The 24,862-nt window shown below is 58.2% G+C and carries 22 protein-coding genes; 9 read left to right on the top strand and 13 right to left on the bottom strand.

All coding sequences use genetic code 11. From position 1 onward, the window contains the following. The first annotated feature begins 211 nt into the window (after nt 1–211). From nirB to cysG, 3 genes are all read left to right on the top strand, one after another. Complete coding sequence (gene nirB / locus EDF75_RS15240; RefSeq protein WP_133600032.1) at nt 212–2,755, top strand: nitrite reductase large subunit NirB; 2,544 nt, start codon at nt 212–214, stop codon at nt 2,753–2,755. Continuing rightward, a complete protein-coding gene (gene nirD, locus EDF75_RS15245) occupies nt 2,752–3,078 on the top strand; it encodes a nitrite reductase small subunit NirD (RefSeq protein ID WP_123709746.1) in 327 nt (108 codons plus the stop codon). The genes nirB and nirD overlap by 4 nt, the downstream gene beginning before the upstream one ends. A gap of 155 nt (nt 3,079–3,233) precedes the next feature. After that, the gene (gene cysG / locus EDF75_RS15250) at nt 3,234–4,607 is read left to right on the top strand and encodes a siroheme synthase CysG (RefSeq protein WP_133600033.1); all 1,374 of its coding nucleotides are present in this window, start codon (nt 3,234–3,236) and stop codon (nt 4,605–4,607) included. A 126-nt stretch (nt 4,608–4,733) separates the two neighbouring features. Here cysG and trpS read toward each other — a convergent pair whose 3' ends face one another. The 12 genes from trpS to EDF75_RS15320 form a co-directional block, all read right to left on the bottom strand. Then, nucleotides 4,734–5,738, bottom strand: a complete 1,005-nt coding sequence (gene trpS, locus EDF75_RS15255) for a tryptophan--tRNA ligase (RefSeq protein ID WP_045854046.1) — start codon at nt 5,736–5,738, stop codon at nt 4,734–4,736. After that, nucleotides 5,731–6,492, bottom strand: a complete 762-nt coding sequence (gph, locus tag EDF75_RS15260) for a phosphoglycolate phosphatase (RefSeq protein ID WP_133600034.1) — start codon at nt 6,490–6,492, stop codon at nt 5,731–5,733. The genes trpS and gph overlap by 8 nt, the downstream gene beginning before the upstream one ends. Then, on the bottom strand, nt 6,485–7,162 hold the full coding sequence (rpe, locus tag EDF75_RS15265; protein ID WP_041142999.1) for a ribulose-phosphate 3-epimerase: 678 nt from the start codon (nt 7,160–7,162) through the stop codon (nt 6,485–6,487). The genes gph and rpe overlap by 8 nt, the downstream gene beginning before the upstream one ends. A gap of 17 nt (nt 7,163–7,179) precedes the next feature. After that, a complete protein-coding gene (gene dam, locus EDF75_RS15270) occupies nt 7,180–8,004 on the bottom strand; it encodes an adenine-specific DNA-methyltransferase (protein ID WP_133600035.1) in 825 nt (274 codons plus the stop codon). 77 nt (nt 8,005–8,081) lie between these two features. Beyond that, nucleotides 8,082–9,365 carry a cell division protein DamX gene (gene damX / locus EDF75_RS15275; protein ID WP_133600036.1) on the bottom strand — a complete coding sequence of 428 codons (1,284 nt, stop codon included), beginning with the start codon at nt 9,363–9,365 and terminating at the stop codon, nt 8,082–8,084. Between the two features lie 84 nt (nt 9,366–9,449). Continuing rightward, nucleotides 9,450–10,544 carry a 3-dehydroquinate synthase gene (gene aroB, locus EDF75_RS15280; RefSeq protein ID WP_041143002.1) on the bottom strand — a complete coding sequence of 365 codons (1,095 nt, stop codon included), beginning with the start codon at nt 10,542–10,544 and terminating at the stop codon, nt 9,450–9,452. 54 nt (nt 10,545–10,598) lie between these two features. Beyond that, complete coding sequence (aroK, locus tag EDF75_RS15285) at nt 10,599–11,120, bottom strand: shikimate kinase AroK (protein ID WP_004868452.1); 522 nt, start codon at nt 11,118–11,120, stop codon at nt 10,599–10,601. Between the two features lie 392 nt (nt 11,121–11,512). Next, nucleotides 11,513–12,748 carry a DNA uptake porin HofQ gene (gene hofQ / locus EDF75_RS15300; protein WP_133600037.1) on the bottom strand — a complete coding sequence of 412 codons (1,236 nt, stop codon included), beginning with the start codon at nt 12,746–12,748 and terminating at the stop codon, nt 11,513–11,515. Continuing rightward, entirely contained in the window at nt 12,663–13,073 is a 411-nt protein-coding gene (locus EDF75_RS15305) for a HofP DNA utilization family protein (RefSeq protein ID WP_133600038.1), read from the bottom strand. Before EDF75_RS15305 ends, hofQ begins: the two co-directional genes overlap by 86 nt. Beyond that, on the bottom strand, nt 13,063–13,512 hold the full coding sequence (locus EDF75_RS15310) for a HofO family protein (protein ID WP_241722673.1): 450 nt from the start codon (nt 13,510–13,512) through the stop codon (nt 13,063–13,065). The genes EDF75_RS15305 and EDF75_RS15310 overlap by 11 nt, the downstream gene beginning before the upstream one ends. Then, nucleotides 13,496–14,035, bottom strand: coding sequence for a PilN domain-containing protein (locus EDF75_RS15315; protein ID WP_133600039.1), 540 nt, complete (start codon nt 14,033–14,035; stop codon nt 13,496–13,498). The genes EDF75_RS15310 and EDF75_RS15315 overlap by 17 nt, the downstream gene beginning before the upstream one ends. Nucleotides 14,036–14,037: 2 nt before the next feature. Then, the gene (locus EDF75_RS15320; RefSeq protein WP_133600040.1) at nt 14,038–14,823 is read right to left on the bottom strand and encodes a type IV pilus biogenesis protein PilM; all 786 of its coding nucleotides are present in this window, start codon (nt 14,821–14,823) and stop codon (nt 14,038–14,040) included. Between the two features lie 117 nt (nt 14,824–14,940). Between EDF75_RS15320 and mrcA the strand changes: the two genes are divergently transcribed. Then, the gene (gene mrcA / locus EDF75_RS15325; RefSeq protein WP_133600041.1) at nt 14,941–17,499 is read left to right on the top strand and encodes a peptidoglycan glycosyltransferase/peptidoglycan DD-transpeptidase MrcA; all 2,559 of its coding nucleotides are present in this window, start codon (nt 14,941–14,943) and stop codon (nt 17,497–17,499) included. Between the two features lie 83 nt (nt 17,500–17,582). On the opposite strand, the gene nudE is transcribed toward mrcA, so the two are convergent. Beyond that, on the bottom strand, nt 17,583–18,143 hold the full coding sequence (nudE, locus tag EDF75_RS15330) for an ADP compounds hydrolase NudE (RefSeq protein ID WP_041147478.1): 561 nt from the start codon (nt 18,141–18,143) through the stop codon (nt 17,583–17,585). Between the two features lie 476 nt (nt 18,144–18,619). On the opposite strand from nudE, the gene EDF75_RS15335 reads away from it, so the two are divergent. From EDF75_RS15335 to pckA, 5 genes are all read left to right on the top strand, one after another. Then, nucleotides 18,620–20,752, top strand: coding sequence for an intracellular growth attenuator family protein (locus EDF75_RS15335; protein ID WP_133600042.1), 2,133 nt, complete (start codon nt 18,620–18,622; stop codon nt 20,750–20,752). 59 nt (nt 20,753–20,811) lie between these two features. Continuing rightward, nucleotides 20,812–21,483 carry a GMP/IMP nucleotidase gene (gene yrfG, locus EDF75_RS15340; protein WP_076946148.1) on the top strand — a complete coding sequence of 224 codons (672 nt, stop codon included), beginning with the start codon at nt 20,812–20,814 and terminating at the stop codon, nt 21,481–21,483. A gap of 9 nt (nt 21,484–21,492) precedes the next feature. Further along, nucleotides 21,493–21,894 carry a ribosome-associated heat shock protein Hsp15 gene (gene hslR / locus EDF75_RS15345; protein ID WP_133600043.1) on the top strand — a complete coding sequence of 134 codons (402 nt, stop codon included), beginning with the start codon at nt 21,493–21,495 and terminating at the stop codon, nt 21,892–21,894. A gap of 45 nt (nt 21,895–21,939) precedes the next feature. Beyond that, nucleotides 21,940–22,818, top strand: coding sequence for an Hsp33 family molecular chaperone HslO (gene hslO / locus EDF75_RS15350; protein ID WP_095105292.1), 879 nt, complete (start codon nt 21,940–21,942; stop codon nt 22,816–22,818). Between the two features lie 359 nt (nt 22,819–23,177). Next, entirely contained in the window at nt 23,178–24,800 is a 1,623-nt protein-coding gene (gene pckA, locus EDF75_RS15355) for a phosphoenolpyruvate carboxykinase (ATP) (protein WP_133600044.1), read from the top strand. The last annotated feature ends 62 nt before the right edge of the window (nt 24,801–24,862 follow it).

Consider the following 24,862-nt stretch of genomic DNA (forward strand, 5'->3'; position numbering starts at 1 on the left):
TTTCACTCAGCTCGCCCCCGCGTTCTCCTGTCATTTTTGTACATAAAATCAACAAAAAGGAAAGGCCTGAGTTTTCCATAACTTATAAAAACCCAAATAAATCATGATAATACCCATTAAGTGGTAGGCGGGATTGAATTTGATTTGCATCAATAAGTGTACCGGCTGAATCGTTAAGGTAGGCGGTATTAGAAAAGAAATCGAGGCAAAAATGAGCAAAGTCAGAATCGCTATTATCGGTAACGGCATGGTTGGCCATCGCTTTATCGAAGAGCTTCTTGATAAGGCGCCTGCCGGAGAGTTTGACATTACCGTGTTCTGCGAAGAACCCCGTATCGCTTACGACCGCGTCCACCTGTCATCTTACTTCTCCCATCATACCGCGGAAGAACTTTCGCTGGTTCGTGAAGGATTTTACGAGAAGCACGGCGTTAACGTCCTTATCGGCGAGCGCGCGATTACGATTAACCGCCAGGAGAAGGTCATTCACTCCAGCGCGGGACGCACCGTATTTTACGACAAACTGGTGATGGCAACCGGCTCCTATCCGTGGATCCCGCCGATTAAAGGCGCGGAAACTCAGGACTGCTTCGTTTACCGTACGATTGAAGATCTCAACGCTATCGAATCCTGCGCCCGCCGCAGCAAACGCGGCGCCGTCATCGGCGGCGGCCTGCTGGGCCTCGAAGCCGCAGGCGCGCTGAAAAACCTCGGCGTTGAAACCCACGTTATCGAATTTGCGCCAATGCTGATGGCCGAGCAGCTTGATAATATGGGCGGCGAGCAGCTGAAGCGCAAAATCGAAAGTATGGGCGTGAAGGTTCATACCAGCAAAAATACCAAAGAAATCGTCCAGCAGGGCACCGAAGCGCGGAAAACCATGCAATTCGCCGACGGTAGCGAGCTGCAGGTCGATTTCATCGTGTTCTCCACCGGTATCCGACCGCGCGACAAGCTTGCGACCCAATGCGGTCTGGCGGTGGCACAGCGCGGCGGTATCGTCGTGAATGATACCTGCCAGACCTCCGATCCGGATATCTACGCCATCGGCGAATGCGCCAGCTGGAACAACCGCGTCTATGGTCTGGTCGCGCCGGGCTACAAAATGGCCCAGGTGACCGTCGACCATATCCTCGGTACGGACAACGCCTTCACCGGCGCCGACCTCAGCGCCAAGCTGAAGCTGCTCGGCGTTGACGTTGGCGGCATCGGCGATGCGCACGGCCGCACGCCTGGCGCACGCAGCTACGTCTATCTCGATGAGAGCAAAGAAGTCTACAAACGCCTGATCGTCAGCGCAGATAACAAAACCCTGCTCGGCGCGGTGCTGGTCGGCGATACCAGCGACTACGGCAACCTGCTGCAGCTGGTGCTCAACGCCATCGAACTGCCGGAAAACCCGGACGCGCTGATCCTGCCGTCCCATGCCGGCAGCGGCAAGCCTTCTATTGGCGTCGATAAGCTGCCAGACAGCGCGCAAATCTGCTCCTGCTTCGACGTGACCAAAGGCATGCTGATCTCCGCCATCAATAAGGGCTGCCATACCGTTGCCGCGCTGAAAGCTGAAACCAAAGCCGGTACCGGCTGCGGCGGCTGTATTCCGCTGGTGACCCAGGTACTGAACGCCGAGCTGGCAAAACAGGGTATCGAAGTTAACCATAACCTGTGCGAGCACTTCGCCTACTCGCGCCAGGAGCTGTTCCACCTGATCCGCGTCGAAGGCATCAAAACCTTCGATGAGCTGCTGGAAAAACACGGCAAGGGCTACGGCTGCGAAGTATGTAAACCTACCGTTGGCTCACTGCTGGCCTCCTGCTGGAATGAGTACATCCTCAAGCCTCAGCATACCCCGCTGCAGGAGACCAACGATAACTTCCTCGCCAATATCCAGAAAGACGGGACCTACTCGATTATCCCGCGTTCCGCAGGCGGCGAAATCACCCCGGAAGGGCTGGTGGCAGTCGGCCGCATCGCGCGCGAATATAACCTCTACACCAAAATCACCGGCTCGCAGCGTATCGGCATGTTTGGCGCTCAGAAAGACGATCTGCCGGAAATCTGGCGTCAGCTGATTGAAGCGGGCTTTGAAACCGGCCACGCCTACGCCAAGGCCCTGCGTATGGCCAAAACCTGCGTCGGCAGCACCTGGTGCCGCTACGGCGTGGGCGACAGCGTAGGCTTCGGCGTCGAGCTGGAGAATCGCTATAAAGGCATCCGTACGCCGCATAAGATGAAGTTTGGCGTCTCCGGCTGCACGCGTGAATGTGCGGAAGCGCAGGGTAAAGACGTCGGCATCATCGCCACCGAAAAAGGCTGGAACCTCTACGTGTGCGGCAACGGCGGGATGAAGCCTCGCCACGCGGATCTGCTGGCCGCCGACCTTGACCGTGAAACGCTGCTCAAGTATCTCGACCGCTTTATGATGTTCTACATCCGCACCGCCGATAAGCTGACGCGTACCGCGCCATGGCTGGATAACATGGAAGGCGGGATCGATTATCTGAAGCGCGTCATCATCGACGATAAGCTTGGTCTGAACGAACACCTGGAAGAGGAGCTGGCCCGCCTGCGTGCAGCCTTCGCCTGCGAGTGGACCGAAACCGTCAACAGCCCGGCGGCGCAGACCCGCTTCAGGCACTTTATCAACAGCAGCCAGCGTGACCCGAACGTTCAGGTTGTGCCGGAACGTGAACAGCATCGCCCGGCTACGCCGTATGAGCGTATCCCGGTGACTCTGGTGGAGGAAAACGTATGAGCCAGTGGATAAACATCTGCAAGATTGACGAAATCCTGCCGGCAACCGGCGTCTGCGCCCTGCTTGGCCAGCAGCAGGTTGCCGTCTTCCGCCCTTATCATGACGAGCGGGTTTTTGCGATCAGCAACATCGATCCGTTCTTCAACGCCAGCGTTCTTTCTCGCGGCATCATTGCCGAACACGAAGGCGACCTGTGGGTTGCCAGCCCGTTGAAAAAACAGCGCTTCCGTCTGCGTGACGGCTTTTGTATGGAAGATGAGAGCCACTCCATCGCCCATTTTGACGCGCGGGTAAAAGACGGGAAGGTTCAGCTTAAAGCCTGACGCCCCGAGGTTCCCTCTGGTCCTCAGAGGGAACCATACATTCTGCTTATGCCCACTAAGCGGTAAGCACCGGAAAAGTCGTATATTTTGTCACTCCTCCGCTGCTATGCTACGACGGGTCACCATCTCTCATTGCCCTGCTGCGAGGATATTCCGTGGATCACTTACCCATTTTTTGCCAGTTGCGCGATCGCGACTGTCTGCTGGTCGGCGGCGGGGATGTTGCCGAACGCAAGGCGCGGCTGCTGCTCGATGCTGGTGCCAAATTAACGGTTAACGCCCTCGAATTCTCGCCACAGTTTCAGGTGTGGGCGGATGAGCAGATGCTGACGCTGGTAAAAGACCGCTTTAATCCCGAACTGCTCGACTGCTGCTGGCTGGCGATCGCCGCGACGGACGACAACGACGTTAACCAGCAGGTCAGCCAGGCGGCGGAAGCGCGACGCATCTTTTGCAACGTCGTGGATTCGCCGCAGCAGGCCAGCTTTATTATGCCCTCGATTATCGACCGTTCGCCGCTGATGGTCGCCGTCTCCTCCGGCGGGACGTCGCCGGTGCTGGCGCGGCTGCTGCGCGAAAAGCTGGAGTCGGTTCTGCCGCTGCATTTAGGCCAGCTGGCGCACTATGCCGGCCAGCTGCGGGCGCGGGTTAAAAAACAGTTTGCCACGGTGGCCGAGCGTCGACGCTTCTGGGAAAAGCTGTTTATGAACGACCGCCTGGCGCAGTCGTTAGCCAACGAAGACCGGCAGGCCGTAGCCGATACCACCGAGCAGCTGCTGACCGAACCGCTGGATCACCGCGGTGAAGTCGTGCTGGTGGGTGCCGGACCGGGTGATGCCGGTCTGCTGACCCTGAAAGGGCTGCAGCAGATCCAGCAGGCGGACGTCGTGGTTTACGATCGGCTGGTCTCAGACGATATTATGAATCTGGTTCGCCGCGACGCCGACCGGGTATTCGTCGGCAAGCGGGCGGGCTACCACTGCGTACCGCAGGATGAGATTAACCAGATCCTGCTGCGGGAAGCGCAGAACGGCCGCCGCGTCGTGCGTCTGAAGGGCGGCGATCCGTTTATTTTCGGCCGCGGTGGCGAAGAGCTCGAAACCCTGTGTAATGCCGGTATTCCCTTCTCGGTGGTTCCGGGGATCACCGCCGCCTCCGGCTGCTCCGCCTATTCCGGTATTCCGCTGACCCACCGCGACTTCGCGCAGGGAGTACGTCTGGTCACCGGGCATCTGAAAACCGGGGCCGAGCTGGACTGGCAAAACCTGGCGGTAGAAAAGCAGACGCTGGTGTTTTATATGGGCTTAAACCAGGCGTCAGCGATCAGAGAGAAGCTTATTGCCCACGGCATGGCGGCAGATATGCCGGCGGCTATTGTTGAAAACGGTACGGCGGTCAGCCAGAAGGTGGTGACCGGCACCCTGGATCGGCTGGACGTGCTGGCGCAGCAGATGGCGAGCCCGGCGCTGATTATCGTCGGCCGCGTGGTGAGCCTGCGCGACAGGCTCAACTGGTTCTCTAACCACTAAGATTCGCCGCGCCTCTGCCCGCATCGTGCTGAACGGGCGAGTAGCGACAACGGTAAAAAAAGCAAAAGGGCGGGATTAACCCGCCCTTTTTTTCGGCTTTGTGCGCGAGGCATTTATCGCCGCCGCTTACGGCTTCGCAACAAAACCAATCGCTTCGTATACCGCTTTCAGCGTTTGTGAAGCGCGAGCGCTGGCTTTATCCGCCCCGTCTCTCATCACCTGGTTCAGGAAGGCTTCATCGTTACGGAAGCGGTTATAGCGCTCCTGCAGCTCAACCAGCATGCCGGACACCGCATCGGCTACTTCGCCCTTCAGATGACCGTACATTTTCCCGTCGAAGTGCTGCTCCAGCTCCGCAATGCTCTGGCCGGTCACGCCGGAGAGAATATCCAGCAGGTTAGATACGCCGGCTTTGTTCTGCTGGTCGTAGCGCACTACCGGCGGCTCGTCGGAATCCGTTACCGCACGCTTGATCTTTTTGACGACCGATTTCGGGTCTTCCAGCAGGCCAATCACGTTGTTGCGGTTGTCGTCCGACTTGGACATCTTTTTCGTCGGCTCAAGCAGCGACATGACGCGCGCGCCGGATTTCGGAATAAACGGCTCAGGAACCTTGAACACTTCGCCGTAGATTGCGTTGAAGCGCTGCGCGATATCGCGGCTCAGCTCCAGGTGCTGCTTCTGGTCTTCGCCCACCGGCACCTGGTTGGTCTGATAAAGCAGGATGTCGGCCGCCATCAGCACCGGATAATCAAACAGGCCGGCGTTAATGTTTTCCGAGTAGCGCGCGGACTTGTCCTTGAACTGGGTCATGCGGCTCAGCTCACCGAAATAGGTGTAGCAGTTCAGCGCCCAGCCCAGCTGCGCATGCTCCGGCACGTGCGACTGAACGAAGATGGTGCTTTTCGCCGGATCGATACCGCATGCCAGGTAAAGCGCCAACGTATCCAGCGTGGCCTTACGCAGTTTCTCAGGATCCTGACGCGCGGTGATGGCGTGCAAATCCACGATGCAGTAGATGCAGTGAAAATCATCCTGCATGCCCACCCACTGACGCAGCGCACCCATGTAGTTGCCAATGGTCAATTCACCTGAGGGCTGTGCGCCACTAAAAACGATGGGCTTAGTCATTTTTTAATTCCTGAGTTTCACTGGACGGTAACCCGAGAGCGGGTAAGAGTTCGTTAAATTGGTCAAAGATGTAATCCGGCTCGCTGAGCGCGATGGGCTCGCCGTAGTTGTAGCCGTAGGTCAGGCCAACCGAGCCAAAGCCGGCCGCTTTCGCCGCCATGATATCGTTACGCGAATCGCCGACAAACAGCAGCTCAGCGGGAGCCAGCCCCAGCTTTTCCGCAACCAGCAGCAGCGGTTCAGGATGCGGCTTCTTGTTCTGTACATCGTCGCCGCCGATAACCACGCTAAAATATTTAGCGATATCCAGCGCGGCCAGCATCGGCGCAACGAACGGCGTCGGCTTGTTGGTGACCAGCGCCAGCGGCAGCCCTTTAGCGTGCAGAGCGCCCAGCGTATCGGCAACCGCCGGGAACAAGAAGCTGCCCTCTTCCGCGGCTTCAGCATAGTAGCGGTCAAACAGCTTGCGCAGCAGCGCCAGCTGCTCGGCCTGCGGGATATCGTCGCGATCGGCGGAAGGTTTCCCCCCGGCCGCGCGCAGCGTCGCGCGCTCCTGGCGTGCCCAGGTAAGGGCGCGCTCCATCAGCACGTCCGCGCCGTTGCCAATCCAGGTGACAACGCGATCCTCTCCCGCCATCGGGAGTTCTAAAGCGTAAAGCGCGCTATCAACGGCCGCCGTCAGACCCGGCGCGCTGTCCACCAGCGTGCCGTCGAGGTCAAACGCGATACCGCGAATAGCCTGTAACTTATCCATGACTAACCTTCGCTAATTCACTGCGCATTTGATCGATGACTGTTTTATAGTCCGGCTGGTCGAAAATGGCCGAGCCGGCCACGAACATATCCGCCCCTGCGGCCGCAATATCCGCGATATTGCTAACTTTTACGCCGCCGTCGACTTCGAGGCGAATATCGTAGCCGGAGGCATCGATGCGCTGGCGAACTTCACGGAGTTTGTCGAGGGTCTGCGGAATGAAAGACTGGCCGCCGAATCCCGGGTTGACGGACATCAGCAGGATCACGTCCAGCTTATCCATCACGTAATCAAGGTAGCTCAGCGGGGTTGCCGGGTTGAATACCAGGCCGGCCTTACAGCCGTGCTCTTTGATGAGCTGCAGGCTGCGATCGACGTGCTCTGACGCTTCCGGATGGAAGGTGATGATGCTGGCGCCCGCGGCGGCGAAATCAGGAATGATGCGGTCGACCGGCTTAACCATCAGGTGCACGTCGATAGGCGCGGTGATGCCATAGCCGCGCAGCGCTTTCAGCACCATTGGGCCGATAGTCAGATTCGGCACGTAGTGGTTGTCCATCACGTCAAAGTGCACAACGTCTGCACCTGCAGCCAACGCTTTGGCGGTATCTTCACCCAAACGGGCAAAATCAGCCGACAGAATCGAAGGGGCAATCAAATACTGCTTCATCCGCATCTCCTTGAAAATTATTTAGTCTTCGGCGGACGGTAAAGAGCAAGAAGCTCGTCCACCTTCTTTCGGGTACCACCGTTGCTGCTGATACTGCGTCGAACTTTGACGACGTGCAGTTTAGCCAGACGATACCATTCGCGGGTAAGCGCGGTATCGTGGTTAGAAATCAGAACCGGAACCCGCTGCTCGAACAGATTCTCCGCCAGCTGCGCCAGATGGGCCTGCTGTTCGGAATTAAAGCTGCTCGTATGGTACGCCGTAAAGTTCGCGGTAGCAGACAAAGGCGCGTACGGCGGGTCGCAGTAGACCACAGATGTCCCGTCGGCCCGCGCCATGCTGTCGGCGTACGATTCGCAGTAGAAGTAGGCATTCTGCGCCTTCTGCGCAAAATGATACAGTTCATCTTCGGGGAAATAGGGCTTCTTATAGCGGCCAAAAGGCACGTTGAACTCACCGCGCAGATTGTAACGACACAGACCGTTGTAGCCATGGCGATTCAGATACAGGAACAGCACCGCACGACGAAGCGGGTCCTGGCTTTGATTGAATTCAGCACGGAACTGGTAGTATCTCTCCGCCACGTTATTCTCGGGCGTAAACATCTCCTGCGCCGCGGCAACATAATCATCCGTCTGCGATTTGACGATGTTGTAAAGGCTAATCAGATCGCTGTTGATGTCCGCGAGGATATAACGAGAAAAGTCGGTATTAAGAAATACCGACCCGGCGCCCACAAAGGGCTCAATCAGACAGTCGCCCTGCGGCAAATGTTTTTTTATATCGTCAAGCAGGGGGTATTTCCCCCCCGCCCATTTCAGAAAAGCGCGATTCTTTTTCATGCTGCCTAAATAATTACACATTCTCCGGCTGTGGAGAAAGCTCCGACAGCACCCTGCGCTTAAGACTACGCCGCAGCTTACTTCAGGTCAGCCTGGACCTGATGCAGCGGTTTTGCCCACGGGTTTTTCGCCTGCACGTCCGCTGGCAGAGTCGCTACAGCGCGTTTAGCTTCATCTTTCGAAGCATAAATGCCGCTGACCAGCACGTACCAGGGCTGACCGTTACGGGTAGTCTCATAGACGACGTACTTATCCAGCTTCTCTTTCTTCGCCCAGCTACTCAGATTGTTGTAGTTGGAGGAAGAGCTGAGCTGCAGGGTGTAGTTGCCGGACGGAGCGGCTTTCATCGAGCTCACGTCACCGGCAGTTTTGCCAGCAGAAGCGGCCGCTGTCGCCGCCGGAGCAGCGGTCGCTGCAGCAGTAGCGGTTGTAGCAGGCGCGGCGGCCGGAGTCGGCTTAGCCTGGGCAGTAGCGGCAGGCTTCGCTGGCGCGACGGCAGGCGTTTTCACCGGTGCCGCAGCGGCGGTGCTTTCAACACGCTTCTGCTGTGCCGGCTTCGACTCAACCGGTGCTTTCGCGGTAGCCATCGGCTTCGGCTCAATAACCGTGTGCTTACGCTCGGCCGGACGCGGTGCGGCGGCGGTCTGCGTCTGGCGCTCGGTGGTTGCCTGACGCGGAGCCGTACCGTTGCGCATCGGGGCGACGGTTGCAGGTTCGGTCGGTAACGTCGAGCTTGCCACGGCGCTGTCAATCTGGCCCTGCTGCTGAGTCAGCGCGTTGTTCAGATCGCCCTGAACCTCGACGCGCTGCTGTCCCTGCGGCTCAGCGGTAGTCTGGCCCTGGGTTGGGTTAGACGCAATTGGCGGCAGAGAAACGTCCTGCTGCTGGGCGTTACCCGCGGTCTGGTCCTGCGCGGCAGGCTGAGCGCTATTGTCCTGCGCGTCTGACAGATTGATACTCTTCTCACCTGTCGCCGCTTGTTCGTTCGAGGAAGATGGCGACTTCAGTGCAGAACCGATGCCGACAATCAGCAGCAGCAGCACGAGGATCCCCACCCCCATCATAATGTACTGGCGAGAGGCAGGCTTCGCTGGCGCTTTCTTACGCTTACGCGGACGGCGCTCAACCTGCTGCTCTTCGACCTCGTCTTCTTCAGACTCCAGGTCTTCTTCATACTCTTCTTCATCGCGCTCACGGCGTGCTTTACTGGCGCGCGTCGGACGGCTCTCGTCCGCATCAAGATCGACATCATCAAAATTGATCTGCGGATCGCTATCGCGCTCGGAAGACTGACGGGAACGACCAGCACGACGATCGTTGCGATCGGCTTTCAAATCGTCTTCTGGTTTTAATTCATCCATTTAACACCCCACTAAAAGGCTTATGCTCACGACTATTGCATGTCACCTGAAATGATAACGCCGCGCGGACGCGGCTAGACCTTCTTATTGTTGCGCCTGCTCAGTATCAGCAATCGCGCCAAGAACTACATCGTGCGACACTCCGCCGCGAACTTCGCTTTTCCCTATAGCGAGCGGTAGCACCAGCCGCATTTCGCCTGCCAGCACCTTTTTATCACGCATCATGTGGGGCAGATACGCCTGCGCGGTCATCTCCTGCGGCCCACTGACCGGCAGACCCGCACGCTGCAGCAGCGTAATAAGACGCTGCGTATCCTGTGCGCTGAACTGCCCTAATCGTTCGGACGTACGCGCAGCCATGACCATGCCGGCAGCGACAGCCTCGCCGTGCAGCCAGTTACCGTAGCCCATTTCGGCCTCGATAGCATGACCAAAAGTATGTCCAAGATTCAGTAAAGCACGTAACCCGGTTTCACGCTCGTCGGCGGCAACAACTTCGGCTTTCAGCTCACAGCAGCGGCGAATACAGTACGCCATTGCTTTTTCATCCAGCGCCATCAGCGCATCGATGTTGTTTTCCAGCCAGTCGAAGAATTCACCGTCAAGGATGACGCCGTATTTAATGACTTCAGCCAGGCCGGAAGACAGTTCGCGCGCCGGCAACGTCTTAAGACAGTTGAGATCGACAACGACAGAAACTGGCTGCCAGAAGGCACCAATCATATTTTTACCGAGAGGATGATTGACGGCAGTTTTACCACCGACCGAAGAATCCACCTGCGACAGCAGGGTGGTTGGAACCTGAATAAAACGCACACCGCGCTGATAGCTAGCCGCAGCAAAGCCGGTTAAATCACCGACCACGCCGCCGCCGAGTGCTACCAGTGTGGTGTCACGGCCGTGCGGTTTTTGCAACAAAGCGGTGAAGACCGTATCCATCACCGTCAGGCTTTTGTACTGCTCGCCGTCGGGCAAAATAACACTGTCTACCTTGACACCCGCCTGCTCCAGCACGGAACGAACGTTATCCAGATAAAGCGGCGCCAGCGTTTCATTGGTGACCAGCATAACCTGGTCGCCTGATTGCAGTGGCTGAAAGGAAGCTGGATCGTTAAACAAACCAGCCGCGATGGTAATCGGGTAACTACGTTCCCCGAGAGTTACAGTAAGCCTCTCCATAACGCGACGTCCACCTCAGTTGCTTTTACTCTGACGCACTTTATTAAGCCAGAATCAATTGCTTTCCAGCATATGAATAATCTGGTTTGCCACCACTTTCGCACTCTGATCGTCAGTACGAATAGTGACGTCAGCAATCTCTTCATACAGCGGGTTGCGCTCGTCTGCCAACGCTTCAAGCACTTCGCGAGGCGGCGCTTCAACCTGTAATAGAGGACGCTTTTTATCGCGCTGCGTACGGGCAAGCTGTTTTTCGATCGTTGTTTCCAGGTAGACCACCACGCCGCGGGCGGAGAGACGGTTACGCGTTTCACGGGATTTTACAGAGCCGCCGCCTGTTGCCAGCACAATTCCCTGTTTTTCCGTCAATTCATTGATGATTTTTTCTTCACGATCGCGGAAGCCGTCTTCGCCTTCAACATCGAAGACCCAGCCAACGTCAGCGCCGGTGCGTTTCTCAATCTCTTGATCGGAATCGTAAAATTCCATGTTGAGCTGTTGGGCTAACTGGCGCCCAATAGTGCTTTTGCCGGCACCCATAGGCCCAACCAGAAAGATATTGCGTTTCTCTGCCATTTTTTCGGTACTACTAAGACTATTCGTTAATGATAAACCCGCTTCGCGAATACCCAGCGCGGCAGGACATGAACTGAAACCTCATATGCAATAGAGCGAGAGTCAGACTAAAAATTATCTCAATACTCCGGCAGGTTTGGCAACTGAATATACGCTTCATTATTCAAACTACCTCACCGTTGGCTGCACTTATTCGCCTCCAGGTGCATAGCTAGCTATGTTTCTGGGGGTGAACTTGCTTACCGCCTCAATACGTCTTGAACGATTATGAGAATAAATCACCGGACAAAAAGGGAGGATTGATGCCGAACCCGACTCTCAAATCGGTACCCCTTGTATGCTAAATCCGTCCTCACGTCAAACACCTGAAACGTGTTTAGCAAGAAAAACGCCTAATGCACTGCCAGAATCCGTGGGGTAATGAAGACAACCAGTTCGCGTCGCTCATTATCTTTCCCGTCCCGGCGAAACAGCTGACCGAGCAGAGGGATATCGCCGAGTAGCGGAATACTGTCGCGGGCAGATTTGTTTTTTTGTGAAAAAATCCCTCCCAGCGCCAGGGTTTCACCGCTGTTCACCTCAACCTGGGTTTCAATTTCCTGCTTATCGATCGCCAGCACCTCGCCATTTTCCTGCTGCAGCACCTGACCCGGCGTATTTTCACTGATTCGCAGCTTCAGGCGCACGCGGTTCTGCTGCAGCACCGTTGGCGTCACCTCCATTCCCAACACCGCCTCTTTGAACTCGACCGACGTTGCGCCGTTCTCTCCGCGGGAAACCTGATAGGGTATTTCGCTCCCCTGCTTGATGCTGGCGGGCTGCATATGGGAAGCCAGCAGCCGCGGGCTGGCGATGATGTCGACCTGCTGCTTTCGCTCCAGCGCCGACAGCTCTAGCGCCAGCAGGCGACCGTTGATGCGCCCGATATTAAAGCCCGTGCGCGTACTGGCATCGCCTACCGCCAGCTGGCTGCCCAGCCCAGTAAACTGGCCTGAACCTGGCATACTGCTGGCTTCAGCCAGGCTCCATTTAACCCCCAGCTCGCGCAGGCTGGTTTCACTCATTGAGACAATATGCGCCGCCAGCTCTACCTGACCGACGGGGAGATCCATCTCCAGAGCCCAGCTCTTGAGCGCGGCCAGATGCTCAGCGTCGTCCCGAATCAGCAGCCGGTTGGTGCGCCTGTCGACGGTCAGGCTACCGCGCGGGCTGAGCAGCCTGTCGCCGTCCTTCGCCAGCTCGCCCGCATCGGCATAGCGCAGCACGATGCTATGCCGCTGCAGGGGGAGATTCTGTCTTCGCTTTGCGCGATCGGATTCAAGCTGCGCCTGCTGCGCTTTTTTCCACGCCAAAGTATGCACGTACAGAATCGTTCCCTGCTGGCTGAACGCCAGCCCGGCGCTATCGACGACTGACCTCAGCGCCTGCTGCCAGGGAACGTTGTGCAGGTGCAGCGAGAGCGTCCCGCTCACGTCGGAAGCGACCACCAGATTCTGCTGTCGCAGCGCCGCCAGCGTTTGTAGCACCTGAACCACCGGGGCCTCATCGACCACCAGAGAGATCGGCGGCTCTTTTTTGGCCGCCGCTGCCGCCAGCGGCAGCAGAAATAACAGGCTTATCCATCGCATCTTTTTTCTCCTCACGCAGCCAGCGCCAGTGCAGAGGATCGCATCCCGGCCCCGTCGTTATTTCGATTTTTTCCGCCGTCAGCAGGCTAATCTTCCAGCCGGCCGCGAGGGTGTCGTTTATCCTCACCCGACGCCACTTTCCCGCGCTGTCCTGCAGGATACCGATCCACAGCTGCGGGGAGCCTATCGCCCCGCCGTAGCGCCACTGGGTCAGCGCCGCCACCTGACAGCGATCTTCCGCCGGCTGGAAGGGGTCACGCGCCTCGCCGACCAGCGGCAGAGGCACAGACAGCAGCAGCGCCAGGCGCCACCCTTTACTCCGCATCTTCGGCCTCCAGCTGCAGGCTCAGCCGCAGCACCTGCTTCTGCGGCTGTAGCGAAAACGCTGCAACCCGCATCCCGCAGTCTGCCAGCCAGGAAAACAGCGCCGGTACCGACGGCCAGCGCAGCTCAAGCACCATCTCCCCGCCTTTTCCTGCGGGTTTCCAGGCAATTAGCGCCGCCCCATCGACCGGCAGATGAAGCGGGGAAAAAACCCGCCTCGCGGGCCCGGCGACCGCTTCCCGGGCAAGGGCTACCCGCAGCGGGAGCAGCTTCAGCCACTGCTGGCGCAGACGATCCGAGCGAACGCTTTCCTGCGCCGGCGGCGGAGATATCAGCCACAAACCGGCGGTGAGAGTAAGCGGCAAGGCGATCGCCAGCGTTAGCCAGCCGCCGCGCAGAGGGAAAAGTGATGCCTTCCCGCGCTCAATAAGTGCCCGCATAAAGGCCTTCTCCTGCAAGGGAAAAACTAAACAGCCAGCGGCCACCGGTATCGCGCCGGGTTTCACCGGTTCTGGCCGGCCGAAATCCATCGACCGTCGTCAGCGCGGTTTCCAGCGCCGATAGGGCGTTCAGGCGTAGGGTCAGGCCGCTGAGGGTCAGGGTGTTTTGCTGATACTCCAGCCGGGTCAGCCAGGCCTGTTCCGGCATCAGCGACGCAATCCTGCCCAGCCGCGGCTGCCAGGCTCGGGTCAGCTCCCGCCGCTGGTGGCGCAAGCGCTGCTTTTCATGCTGCTGGAGCTGCTCCTGCATCAGGCGTTCACGCTGCTGGAGTGCCGCATAAAGCTGATTTTCGGCGGCTAATCTCACCGCTTCGAGCCTGTCGTCAGCCTCGCGCGACGTCCGGGAAACCGACAGCGCCAGCAGCAGGCCCAGCAGCAGCCCGCCGGCGGAGAGTAGCCAAAGTCGCAGCCGCTGCCGCCGACGCGCGGCTCGCCAGGGAAGAAGGTTGATAGCCTGCGCCACGCTCAGTGCACTCCCAGCGCGAGGCCCAGCGCCACGGCGAAGCTGTCGCCGCAGGAGGGGAGAGGAGGCTGCAGGCGATGTATCACGCTCCACGGGTCAAAGCGACATTCGTCGGCAGGCCGGGTCGAACAAAGCCCGAGCTGCCGGGCGTTTAATCGTGCCGAGAGCTGAGCAAATGCGGCGACTTCAGCCCGCGGACAGCTGCCCCAGCTATCCGGCAAAGCCCATATCCAGTGCATTTCATCGTGCCACGCAAGGCCTGATAGTTCCGCCGGTAGCCAGGGGAAAAAGGCGCTCAGCGCGCTGGCATCGGGGACAATTGCGCTCACCCTGAGCTTTAGCCGGGCGGCAAGCTGGCGCAGCGCGTCGATATCGAGTCGCTGAGCGGCGGTGACCTGCCACTCGCTGGCGTCCGGGGATGCGCTATAATCGACGCATAACGAGGATACGGGCATTTCCAGCTGCTGCGCCATGGCGCTGGCCGCCCACATCGCCTGCTCGCTTTCACGCAGAGAGAGCTGGGGTGACGGGACTCTTTTTTGCAGCGTTCGGCTGGCCGGAAACGCGATACTCACCTGATGCTGTAGCGGCAGCTCTCGTCGCCAGCCGCGCAGCCGCTCGGCCAGCGCCATGCCGTCAGCCACCTGTCCATTCCGGACGATGCCGGGTGCCAGCGCGATATGCCACCAGCGGCACAGCGCCCAGCGGGAGCGCTCAAACCGCAGCGCCACGATCGCTATCTTATCCTGCTGGATGTGCATCCCTATTCGCCAGTTCCTGAAAGCCATGGTGATATCTCCTTATCCGCCGTTACGGTTGAGCTCTATCAATGCACCAGGCTTGCCTTTATACTACCGCGCGTTTGTTTATAAACTGCCCAAATAAAACTAAATGGGAAATCTCCGGTGAAGTTCGTAAAGTATCTATTCATCCTTGCAGTCTGTTGCGTTCTGCTGGGTGCAGGCTCGATTTTTGGCCTTTATAAATATATTGAGCCACAGCTCCCCGACGTCGCGACCCTGAAGGATGTGCGCCTGCAGATCCCGATGCAGGTCTACAGCGCGGATGGCGAGCTTATTGCGCAATATGGCGAGAAGCGCCGTATTCCCGTAACCCTGCAACAAATGCCGCCTGAGCTGCTCAAAGCGTTTATTGCCACCGAAGACAGCCGTTTTTACGAGCATCATGGCGTCGACCCGGTCGGTATTTTCCGTGCGGCCAGCATCGCCATGTTCTCCGGCCATGCGTCGCAGGGCGCCAGCACCATCACCCAGCAGCTGGCGCGTAACTTCTTCCTGAGCCCGGAGAAGACGCTGATGCGTAAGATCAAAGAGGCATTCCTCGCGATCCGCATCGAGCAGCTGCTGAGCAAAGATGAAATCCTTGAGCTGTACGTCAATAAAATCTACCTCGGCTATCGCGCCTACGGCGTTGGCGCCGCGGCGCAGGTCTATTTTGGTAAATCGGTCGAGCAGCTCAGCCTGAGCGAAATGGCCGTCATCGCCGGCCTGCCGAAGGCGCCGTCGACCTTTAACCCGCTGTACTCGCTGGACCGCGCGACCGCCCGCCGCAACGTGGTGCTGGCGCGTATGCTGAGCGAAGGCTATATCACGCAGCCTCAGTACGACCAGGCGCGCGGGGAAGCGATCGATGCCCGATACCATGCGCCGGAAATCGCCTTCTCCTCGCCGTACCTCAGCGAGATGGTGCGCCAGGAGATGGTTAACCGCTACGGTGAAAAGGCCTATGAAGACGGCTATCGCGTCTACACCACAATCACCCGTAAAAACCAGCAGTCCGCCCAGCAGGCGGTACGCAATAACGTGCTGGACTACGATATGCGCCACGGCTACCGCGGGCCGTCAGCGGTGCTGTGGAAAGTGGGCGAAACCCCGTGGGACAGCAAGAAAATCATCGCCACGTTGAAAAATCAGCCCGGCTCCGGGCCGCTCTCTCCGGCGGTCGTGACGTCGGCCAACCCGCAGGAAGCCGTTGCGCTGCTCGGCGACGGCACCTCGGTGATGCTCAATATGGAGGGCGTTCGCTGGGCCCGGCGCTTTATCTCCGATACTCAGCAGGGCGCGACGCCGCGCAAAGTGACCGACGTAGTGCAGACGGGACAACAGATCTGGGTCCGCCAGGTGGGCAGCAGCTGGTGGCTGTCGCAGGTGCCGGACGTGAACTCGGCGCTGGTCTCCATTAACCCGCAAAATGGCGCCATTATCGCGCTGGTCGGCGGCTTCGACTTTAACCAGAGCAAGTTTAACCGCGCCACTCAGGCCTTGCGTCAGGTGGGGTCGAACATTAAGCCGTTCCTCTACACCGCGGCAATGGATAAAGGCCTAACCCTGGCGAGCATGCTCAACGATGTACCCATTTCCCGCTGGGATGCCGGCGCGGGTTCTGACTGGCAGCCGAAAAACTCCCCGCCGCAGTACGCGGGCCCTATTCGTCTGCGTCAGGGGCTGGGACAGTCGAAAAACGTAGTGATGGTTCGCGCGATGCGCGCGATGGGCGTTGATTACGCGGCGGAATATCTGCAGCGCTTCGGCTTCCCGGCGCAGAATATCGTGCACACCGAATCGCTGGCGCTGGGCTCTGCCTCGTTTACGCCGCTGCAGGTTGCCCGCGGCTACTCGGTGATGGCTAACGGCGGTTTCCTGATTACGCCGTTCTTTATCAGCAAGATAGAAAACGATCAGGGCGGCGTCATCTTCGAAGAGCGGCCAAAAGTTGCCTGCCCACAGTGCAACTCCCCGGTGATTTACGGCGATACGCCGAAGTCCAACGTTCTGGAGAATAAAGACGTCGAAGAGGTCGCGACCTCTGAAGATCCGCAAAACCCGGCGGTGCCGCCGCAGCCGCAGCTTGAGCAGGCGAACCAGGCCCTGGTGGCCCAGAGCGGAGCGCCGGAGTACGCGCCGCACGTGATTAATACGCCGCTGGCCTTCCTGATTAAAAGCGCGCTGAACAGCAACATCTTCGGCGAACCGGGCTGGATGGGAACCGGCTGGCGCGCCGGCCGCGATCTACAGCGCCACGATATCGGCGGCAAAACGGGGACCACCAACAGCTCGAAAGATGCGTGGTTCTCAGGCTATGGCCCAGGCGTCGTGACGTCAGTATGGATTGGCTTTGACGACCACCGACGCGATCTGGGCCGTACAACCGCTTCCGGCGCCATTAAAGAGCAGATCTCCGGTTACGAAGGCGGGGCAAAAAGCGCCCAGCCGGCGTGGGATGACTTTATGAAGAGAGTGCTTGAAGGCGTGCCGGAAGAGCCGCTAACGCCGCCGTCTGGCATCGTCACGGTGAATATCGATCGCAGCACCGGCCAGCTGGCCAGCGGCGGTAATAGTCGTGCGGAGTACTTTATCGACGGCACGCAGCCCACCCAGCAGGCGGTGCATGAAGTGGGGACGACCCTCACCGACGGTGGGGGAGAGACCCACGAGCTGTTCTGACAAAAAAAGCGCCTGCGGGCGCTTTTTCTTTTTCATCCATTCGTACGGGCGATGCCCCGCGTCGCCTCGAGGCGCGCTTCGGACTACAGCCGCCCTTGCGCCTGCAGCCATTCGCGCAGCAGGAACAGCGCGCTGACGTTGCGCGCTTCGTTAAAATCTTCTTCGTCCAGCAGCGTCATTAGCTCGGAAAGCGGCCAGCGCACCTGCGGTAAAGGTTCCGGCTCATCGCCCGGCAGCGACTCAGGATAGAGATCTTCGGCAACCAGGATATTCATTTTGCTGGAAAAGTAGGACGGCGCCATGCTCAGCTTTTTCAGAAACGTCAGCTTCTGCGCGCCGAAGCCAACCTCTTCTTTCAGCTCGCGGTTGGCCGCTTCCAGCACGCTTTCACCCGGATCGATCAGCCCTTTCGAGAAACCTAACTCGTAGGACTCCGTTCCTACCGCATATTCGCGAATCAGAATAATATGGTCATCGACAATCGGCACAATCATCACGGCTTCACGCGTAGAAGGCCGCATGCGTTCATAAACGCGGCGCACGCCGTTGCTGAATTCCAGATCCACGCTTTCAACGTTAAAAAGACGCGAACGCGCTACCGTTTCAACATTGAGAATGGTGGGTTTTTGTAATGATTTGCTCATCGTCATCGGTCTATGCTGTGATTACAGAGGTCATTGTGCGATATGGAGCACGCTTTCGGCAATTCAATTCGCCACTAATTTACATAGTTGCAACGTATCAGCGCTCAATGAGAGAATCATAAAGATAAAAAAGTCAATAGGTTGAAATGTATTTGAGAATTTACCGATTCCTGCATTTTAACGTTTTTGATAAGCTTGTATGCTGCTGTAACGCACAATAAATTTTCCCTTACTTACACAATATCTGCCGGTAGCAAACTGCAGGCTCACGCGACGAGCCTCTCCCGTCGGGCGTAAGTGTCGCCGGCAGTCTGAGCGGATAGCGCGCAGAAACCGAAGCGTACCCAGCGTACCCGAGGATTTCGCGCTCTTCCCAGGCCCATAATCGCAGGTAACATAATCCTGAAGGATGGCTTTTGAGTGTTAATGGCAGCCAACGATACCGCTAAGAAAAGAATAACTATGATGGGATGGGCATGGGCACCTTTCTGATTTTCTTCACGGCACTGCTGCTCTGCGCACTGCTGATCGGGTGGTGGTATCGCGCGCATGCCAGACGTCGTCGCCTCCCTTTACTGCACGCCTTCAGCGATGCCGCTACGCGCAAGCTCTCCGCCGAGGAGCGCCGGGCGGTAGAAAAGTATCTCGAGGGGCTCAGCCAGGCGCAGAAGATACCGGCTACCGGTGCCAGCGTTGCGCCGGTCTCTCTGACGCTGAACGCGCAGAGCGAGACCGTTATTACGGTAACCCGGGCCATCACCCGCTACGGCATCACCACCGACGATCCGAACAAATGGCGCTACTTCCTTGATTCGGTGGAGGTTCACCTGCCGCCGTTTTGGGAACAGCACATCAACGACGAAAATAGCGTCGACCTGATCCCAACCGACAGCCTGCCGCTGGTTATTGCCCTCAACGGCCACGCGCTCAGCGACTACCCGCAGGAGGCCCGCGGCTACGCGCTTGAAAGGGCGTCGGCTACCCAGGCCTCCATCCGCGGTGAAGAGAGTGAGCAGGTAGAGCTGCTGAATATTCGCCAGGAGACCGCCGAAGAGCATGCGCTTAGCCGCCCCGACGGTCTGCGCGAGGCGGTGCTGATAGTCGCCGCGTTCCTGCTGTTTTACTTCAGCCTGATCAGCCCCTACGTTTTCACTCCCTGGCTGCTCGGCGGCGGGCTCCTGCTGCTGTTCGCTGGCCTGTGGGGGATGTACGCTCCGCCGCGTAAAAACTCCCTGCGGGAGATCCACTGCCTGCGCGGAATGCCAAAACGCTGGGGTCTGTTTGGTGAAAACGATCAGGAGCACATCAATAATATCTCCCTGGGGATCATCGACCTTATCTATCCCCGCCACTGGCAGCCCTGGATTGCCCAGGATCTCGGCCAGCAAACGGATGTCGATATCTACCTCAGCCGTCACGTCGCGCGCCAGGGACGCTTCCTGTCGCTACACGATGAGGTCAGGCACTTCCCGCTCCAGTACTGGCTACGCAGCGCCATTATCGCCGCCGGCGCCCTGCTGGTGGTGGTGATGCTGTGGGCCAGCGTGCCGCTGAATATGCCGTTTAAATTCACGCTTTCGTGGCTCAAGGGCGCGCAGACCATCGAAGCGACGACCGTTGCTCAGCTAGAGAAATCGCAGGTCCGCATCGGCGATACCCTGCGGCTGAAGGGCACCGGCATGTGCAATATCCACACTCCGGATACCTGGACGGCAAAAAAAGAGAACTCGCCGTTTATGCCGTTTGACTGCTCGCAAATCGTCTGGAACGATGCCCCTCCCCTGCCGCTGCCGGAGTCCGACATCGTCGGCAAAGCCACCGCGCTGATGCAGTCCGTCCAGCGCCAGCTGCATCCTGACCCGGACGATGATTCACGCGTTAGCCCGGCGCTGCGCTCGGCCATTCAGAAATCAGGAATGGTGCTGCTGGATGATTTTGGCGATATCGTTATCAAAACCAATAGCCTGTGCTCGGCGCAAGATGACTGCACGCGCCTGAAGAATGCGCTGGTCAACCTTGGCAATACGCGCAGCTGGGATGCCCTGACCAAACGCGCCAGCTCGGGCAAACTGGACGGCATCAACGTGCTGCTACGCCCGGTCAGCGCCGAGTCGCTGGAAAACCTGGTGACCACCTCCACGGCGCCGTTCGTGATCCGCGAAACCTCGCGCGCGGCGCAGGCGCTGAACAGCCCGGCTCCCGGCGGTTTTTTAATCGCCAGCGATGAGGGCAGCGATCTGGTCAGCCAGCCGTGGCCAACCGTCAGCCTGTATGATTACCCTGCCCACGATCAGTGGGGCGAGCTGCAGCGGCTGGCCGGAATGCTGATGCATACCCCTTTCCACGCCGAGGGCATCGTCACCAATCTCTATACCGATGCCAACGGCACGCAGCATATCAATCTGCACCGCATTCCCGATCGCTCAGGGCTGTGGCGCTATCTCGGCACGACGCTGCTGCTGCTGGCGATGCTCGGCTGCATGTCCTGGCACGGCGTGCTGGCGATCCGCCGCTACCAGCGCCATCGCCAGCGGATGGAAGAAATTGAGAAGTATTATGAAAGCTGCCTGAACCCGGTACTCATCTCCTCGCCGGAACATCACGAGTAATCCTTTGCGCGACGGGGTGTGTTAACCTGTCGCGCATTTCCCCTCGCTGGAGACTCACCATGCACTTTGATATCGCCTGGCAGGAGGTTGATACCGTTCTGCTGGATATGGATGGCACCCTGCTCGACCTCGCCTTCGACAACTATTTCTGGCAAAAGCTGGTTCCGGAAACCTGGGGCGCCGCCCGCGGCCTTAACCTGCAGGAGGCCAGAGAAGCGATGCACCAGGAGTATCACGCGGTGCAGCATACGCTAAACTGGTACTGTCTTGACTACTGGAGCGAGCGCCTGAATTTGGATATTCGTGCGATGACCAGCGAGCAGGGGCCGAAGGCCGCCCTGCGCGAAGATACCGTGCCGTTCCTTGACGCTCTCAAAGCCAGCGGCAAGCGGCGGATCCTGCTGACCAACGCCCATCCGCACAACCTGGCGGTCAAGCTCAAGCACACCGGTCTTGATGCACACCTTGATTTATTGCTTTCCACCCACACATTTGGTTATCCGAAAGAGGATCAGCGCCTGTGGCGTGCGGTGGCTGAGGAAACCGGCTTCGATGCGCATAAAACGCTGTTTGTTGATGACAACGAGGCGATCCTCGATGCGGCAGCGCAGTATGGCATTCGCTACTGTCTTGGGGTGACCAATCCTGATTCCGGGCTGGCGGAAAAGCGCTACGCCCGCCATCCTGGCATGAATGATTACCGGCGCCTGATCCCCTCGCTGACGCAATAAGGAGAGGCCATGAAAGAGAAGCCCGTCGTCGCCATCAGGCTGGACAAATGGCTTTGGGCAGCCCGCATCTATAAAACCCGTGCGCTGGCGCGCGAGATGATTGAAGGCGGCAAGGTGCACTATAACGGACAGCGCAGCAAGCCTGGAAAAATCGTCGAGCTGGACGCCACCCTGACGCTACGCCAGGGCAACGACGAACGCACCGTCGTCGTAAAAGGCATGACTGAACAGCGCCGGCCCGCCAGCGAAGCCGTCGCGCTGTACGAAGAGACGGTAGAGAGCATCGAGAAACGCGAAAAAATGGCGCTGGCGCGCAAAATGAACGCGCTAACCATGCCGCATCCCGACAGACGTCCGGACAAGAAAGAGCGCCGCGACCTGATGAGATTTAAACACGGCGATAGTGAATAACGGCCTGAACTCCAGGCAGCGCTGTTGCCAGCAAGAGAGACTATTATGACTCAACACGATCAATTACATCGTTACCTGTTTGAAAACTATGCCGTGCGCGGCGAGCTGGTTACCGTTTCAGAAACGCTGGAACAAATTCTGGCTAACCATAGCTACCCGCAGCCGGTCAAAACCGTGCTGGCGGAGCTGCTGGTGGCTACCAGCCTGCTGACCGCAACGCTGAAGTTTGCCGGCGATATTACCGTGCAGCTACAGGGCGACGGTCCCCTCTCTCTGGCGGTGATTAACGGCACTAACCAGCAGCAGCTGCGCGGCGTCGCGCGCATCCAGGGCGAGATCCCGGAAGATGCCGATCTGAAAACGCTGGTGGGTAACGGTTACCTGGTCATTACCATCTCCCCGGATGAGGGCGAGCGCTATCAGGGCGTCGTCGGTCTGGAAGGCGAAACCCTGGCCGCCTGCCTGGAAGATTACTTCCAGCGCTCGGAGCAGCTGCCGACCCGCCTGATCATCCGCACCGGTGAACATGACGGAAAACCAATGGCCGGCGGCATGCTGCTGCAGGTGATGCCGGCGCAGGACGCTCAGGCCGCAGATTTCGAGCACCTGGCGACCCTGACGGAGACCATCAAGGCCGAGGAGCTTTTCACCCTGCCGGCTAACGATGTCCTGTGGCGCCTGTATCATGAAGAAGAGGTCACGGTTTACGATCCGCAGAACGTGGAGTTCAAATGTACCTGCTCCCGCGAACGCTGTGCGGGCGCGCTGAAGACCCTGCCGGATGAAGAAATTGATAGCATCCTGGCCGACGAGGGCGAAATTGATATGCACTGCGATTACTGCGGCAATCACTATCTCTTCAACGCCATGGATATTGCTGAAATCCGCAATAACGCTTCCCCGGCCGATCCCCAGCTTCACTAATCGTCCCCTCCGCCAGGCGCTTCGCCGGGGGTTTTCACCCCCGCCGCTCCTGGCGTCAAGTTTTTTACGCGCGAGATGAATCGATTCCCACTGAAAGGGTTACGTAATTTTCTTTCAGGAAAGCGATTACATTCACAGTTCGGCAGTTTTTTTAATTACTTTTTAACCATTAAGAAACATCTATCCCCACCAATAGCCAATTTCCTGAGATAATCCACCCGTTTCGTGACAGGAGTCACCGTGTTTTCCGTCAGCAAGGCGTTTGTCGAGATACGTAAATCTATGAGCCTGGTCGCGGTCTATACCCCTCAATAACCCCTACAATTTAAAGCAGTATATATTGGCTAAGGAGCAGTGACATGCGCGTTAATAATGGTTTAACCCCGCAGGATCTCAAGGCTTATGGTATCAACGACGTCCAGGATATCGTCCACAATCCCGACTACGACACATTGTATCAGGAGGAGCTCGACCCCAATCTGGAAGGGTATGAGCGTGGCGTATTAACCAATCTTGGTGCTATCGCTGTCGATACCGGTATTTTCACCGGCCGTTCGCCGAAAGATAAATATATCGTTCGTGACGATACGACCCGTGACACCGTCTGGTGGTCTGATAAGGGTAAGGGCAAGAATGACAACAAGCCGCTCTCACAGGAGACCTGGCAGCACCTGAAGGGACTGGTTACCCATCAACTCTCCGGCAAGCGTCTGTTTATCGTTGACGCCTTCTGCGGCGCCAATGCCGACACCCGCCTGAGCGTACGCTTTATTACCGAGGTGGCCTGGCAGGCGCACTTCGTCAAAAATATGTTTATCCGCCCGACGGATGAAGAGCTGGCGGTATTTGAGCCGGATTTCATCGTGATGAACGGCGCGAAATGCACCAACCCGCAGTGGCAGGAGCAGGGGCTGAACTCAGAGAACTTTGTCGCCTTCAACCTGACCGAGCGTATCCAGCTGATCGGCGGGACCTGGTACGGCGGCGAAATGAAAAAAGGGATGTTCTCGATCATGAACTACCTGCTGCCGCTGCAGGGCATCGCGTCAATGCACTGCTCGGCCAACGTCGGTGAAAAAGGCGATGTCGCCGTCTTCTTCGGCCTCTCCGGCACCGGTAAAACCACCCTTTCCACCGATCCAAAGCGCCGCCTGATCGGCGATGACGAACACGGCTGGGACGACGACGGGGTGTTTAACTTCGAAGGCGGCTGCTACGCGAAGACCATTAAGCTTTCCGAAGCCGCTGAGCCTGATATCTACCACGCCATTCGCCGCGACGCGCTGCTGGAAAACGTCGTCGTTCGCCCGGACGGCACCATTGATTTTGATGACGGCTCAAAGACCGAGAACACCCGCGTCTCCTACCCGATCAATCACATCGAAAATATTGTTAAGCCGGTATCGAAAGCGGGCCACGCCACCAAGGTTATCTTCCTGACGGCCGATGCCTTTGGCGTACTGCCGCCGGTATCGCGCCTGACCGCCGATCAGACGCAGTACCACTTCCTCTCCGGCTTTACCGCCAAGCTCGCGGGAACCGAGCGCGGCGTGACGGAACCGACGCCGACCTTCTCCGCCTGCTTCGGTGCCGCCTTCCTGTCGCTGCACCCGACGCAGTACGCGGAGGTTCTGGTCAAGCGTATGCAGGCATCCGGCGCGCAGGCTTACCTGGTGAACACCGGCTGGAACGGCACCGGCAAGCGTATTTCGATTAAAGATACCCGCGCGATCATCGATGCGATCCTTAACGGCTCGCTGGATGACGCGGAAACCTTTACGCTGCCGATGTTCGACCTGCAGATCCCGACCGAGCTGCCGGGCGTGGATACCCATATCCTCGATCCGCGCAACACCTACGGTTCGCCGGAGCAGTGGCAGGAAAAGGCCGAGCAGCTGGCGAAGCTGTTTGTGGAAAACTTCGAGAAATATACCGATACGCCGGCGGGCGCGGCGCTGGTTGCCGCAGGGCCGAAGCGCTAAGCGTGAACGCGGGTTAAGAAAAAGCCGGGCTTTGCCCGGCTTTTTTTATGCCTCATCTTTAT

It is taken from the genome of Klebsiella sp. BIGb0149, assembly GCF_004362605.1.
GTDB lineage: Bacteria > Pseudomonadota > Gammaproteobacteria > Enterobacterales > Enterobacteriaceae > Klebsiella > Klebsiella terrigena.

Bases quoted from the DNA above. Each gene is read 5' to 3' on its own strand.
- damX (WP_133600036.1), bottom strand. From the start codon at position 9,365: ATGGATGAATTAAAACCAGAAGACGATTTGAAAGCCGATCGCAACGAT.
- EDF75_RS15320 (WP_133600040.1), bottom strand. From the start codon at position 14,823: ATGGCTTTCAGGAACTGGCGAATAGGGATGCACATCCAGCAGGATAAG.
- aroB (WP_041143002.1), bottom strand. From the start codon at position 10,544: ATGGAGAGGCTTACTGTAACTCTCGGGGAACGTAGTTACCCGATTACC.
- nudE (WP_041147478.1), bottom strand. From the start codon at position 18,143: ATGAGCAAATCATTACAAAAACCCACCATTCTCAATGTTGAAACGGTA.
- trpS (WP_045854046.1), bottom strand. From the start codon at position 5,738: ATGACTAAGCCCATCGTTTTTAGTGGCGCACAGCCCTCAGGTGAATTG.
- dam (WP_133600035.1), bottom strand. From the start codon at position 8,004: ATGAAAAAGAATCGCGCTTTTCTGAAATGGGCGGGGGGGAAATACCCC.
- hslO (WP_095105292.1), top strand. From the start codon at position 21,940: ATGACTCAACACGATCAATTACATCGTTACCTGTTTGAAAACTATGCC.
- hofQ (WP_133600037.1), bottom strand. From the start codon at position 12,748: ATGCGATGGATAAGCCTGTTATTTCTGCTGCCGCTGGCGGCAGCGGCG.
- hslR (WP_133600043.1), top strand. From the start codon at position 21,493: ATGAAAGAGAAGCCCGTCGTCGCCATCAGGCTGGACAAATGGCTTTGG.
- EDF75_RS15335 (WP_133600042.1), top strand. From the start codon at position 18,620: ATGGGCACCTTTCTGATTTTCTTCACGGCACTGCTGCTCTGCGCACTG.
- yrfG (WP_076946148.1), top strand. From the start codon at position 20,812: ATGCACTTTGATATCGCCTGGCAGGAGGTTGATACCGTTCTGCTGGAT.
- nirD (WP_123709746.1), top strand. From the start codon at position 2,752: ATGAGCCAGTGGATAAACATCTGCAAGATTGACGAAATCCTGCCGGCA.
- gph (WP_133600034.1), bottom strand. From the start codon at position 6,492: ATGGATAAGTTACAGGCTATTCGCGGTATCGCGTTTGACCTCGACGGC.
- EDF75_RS15305 (WP_133600038.1), bottom strand. From the start codon at position 13,073: ATGCGGAGTAAAGGGTGGCGCCTGGCGCTGCTGCTGTCTGTGCCTCTG.
- rpe (WP_041142999.1), bottom strand. From the start codon at position 7,162: ATGAAGCAGTATTTGATTGCCCCTTCGATTCTGTCGGCTGATTTTGCC.
- nirB (WP_133600032.1), top strand. From the start codon at position 212: ATGAGCAAAGTCAGAATCGCTATTATCGGTAACGGCATGGTTGGCCAT.
- pckA (WP_133600044.1), top strand. From the start codon at position 23,178: ATGCGCGTTAATAATGGTTTAACCCCGCAGGATCTCAAGGCTTATGGT.
- EDF75_RS15310 (WP_241722673.1), bottom strand. From the start codon at position 13,512: ATGCGGGCACTTATTGAGCGCGGGAAGGCATCACTTTTCCCTCTGCGC.
- aroK (WP_004868452.1), bottom strand. From the start codon at position 11,120: ATGGCAGAGAAACGCAATATCTTTCTGGTTGGGCCTATGGGTGCCGGC.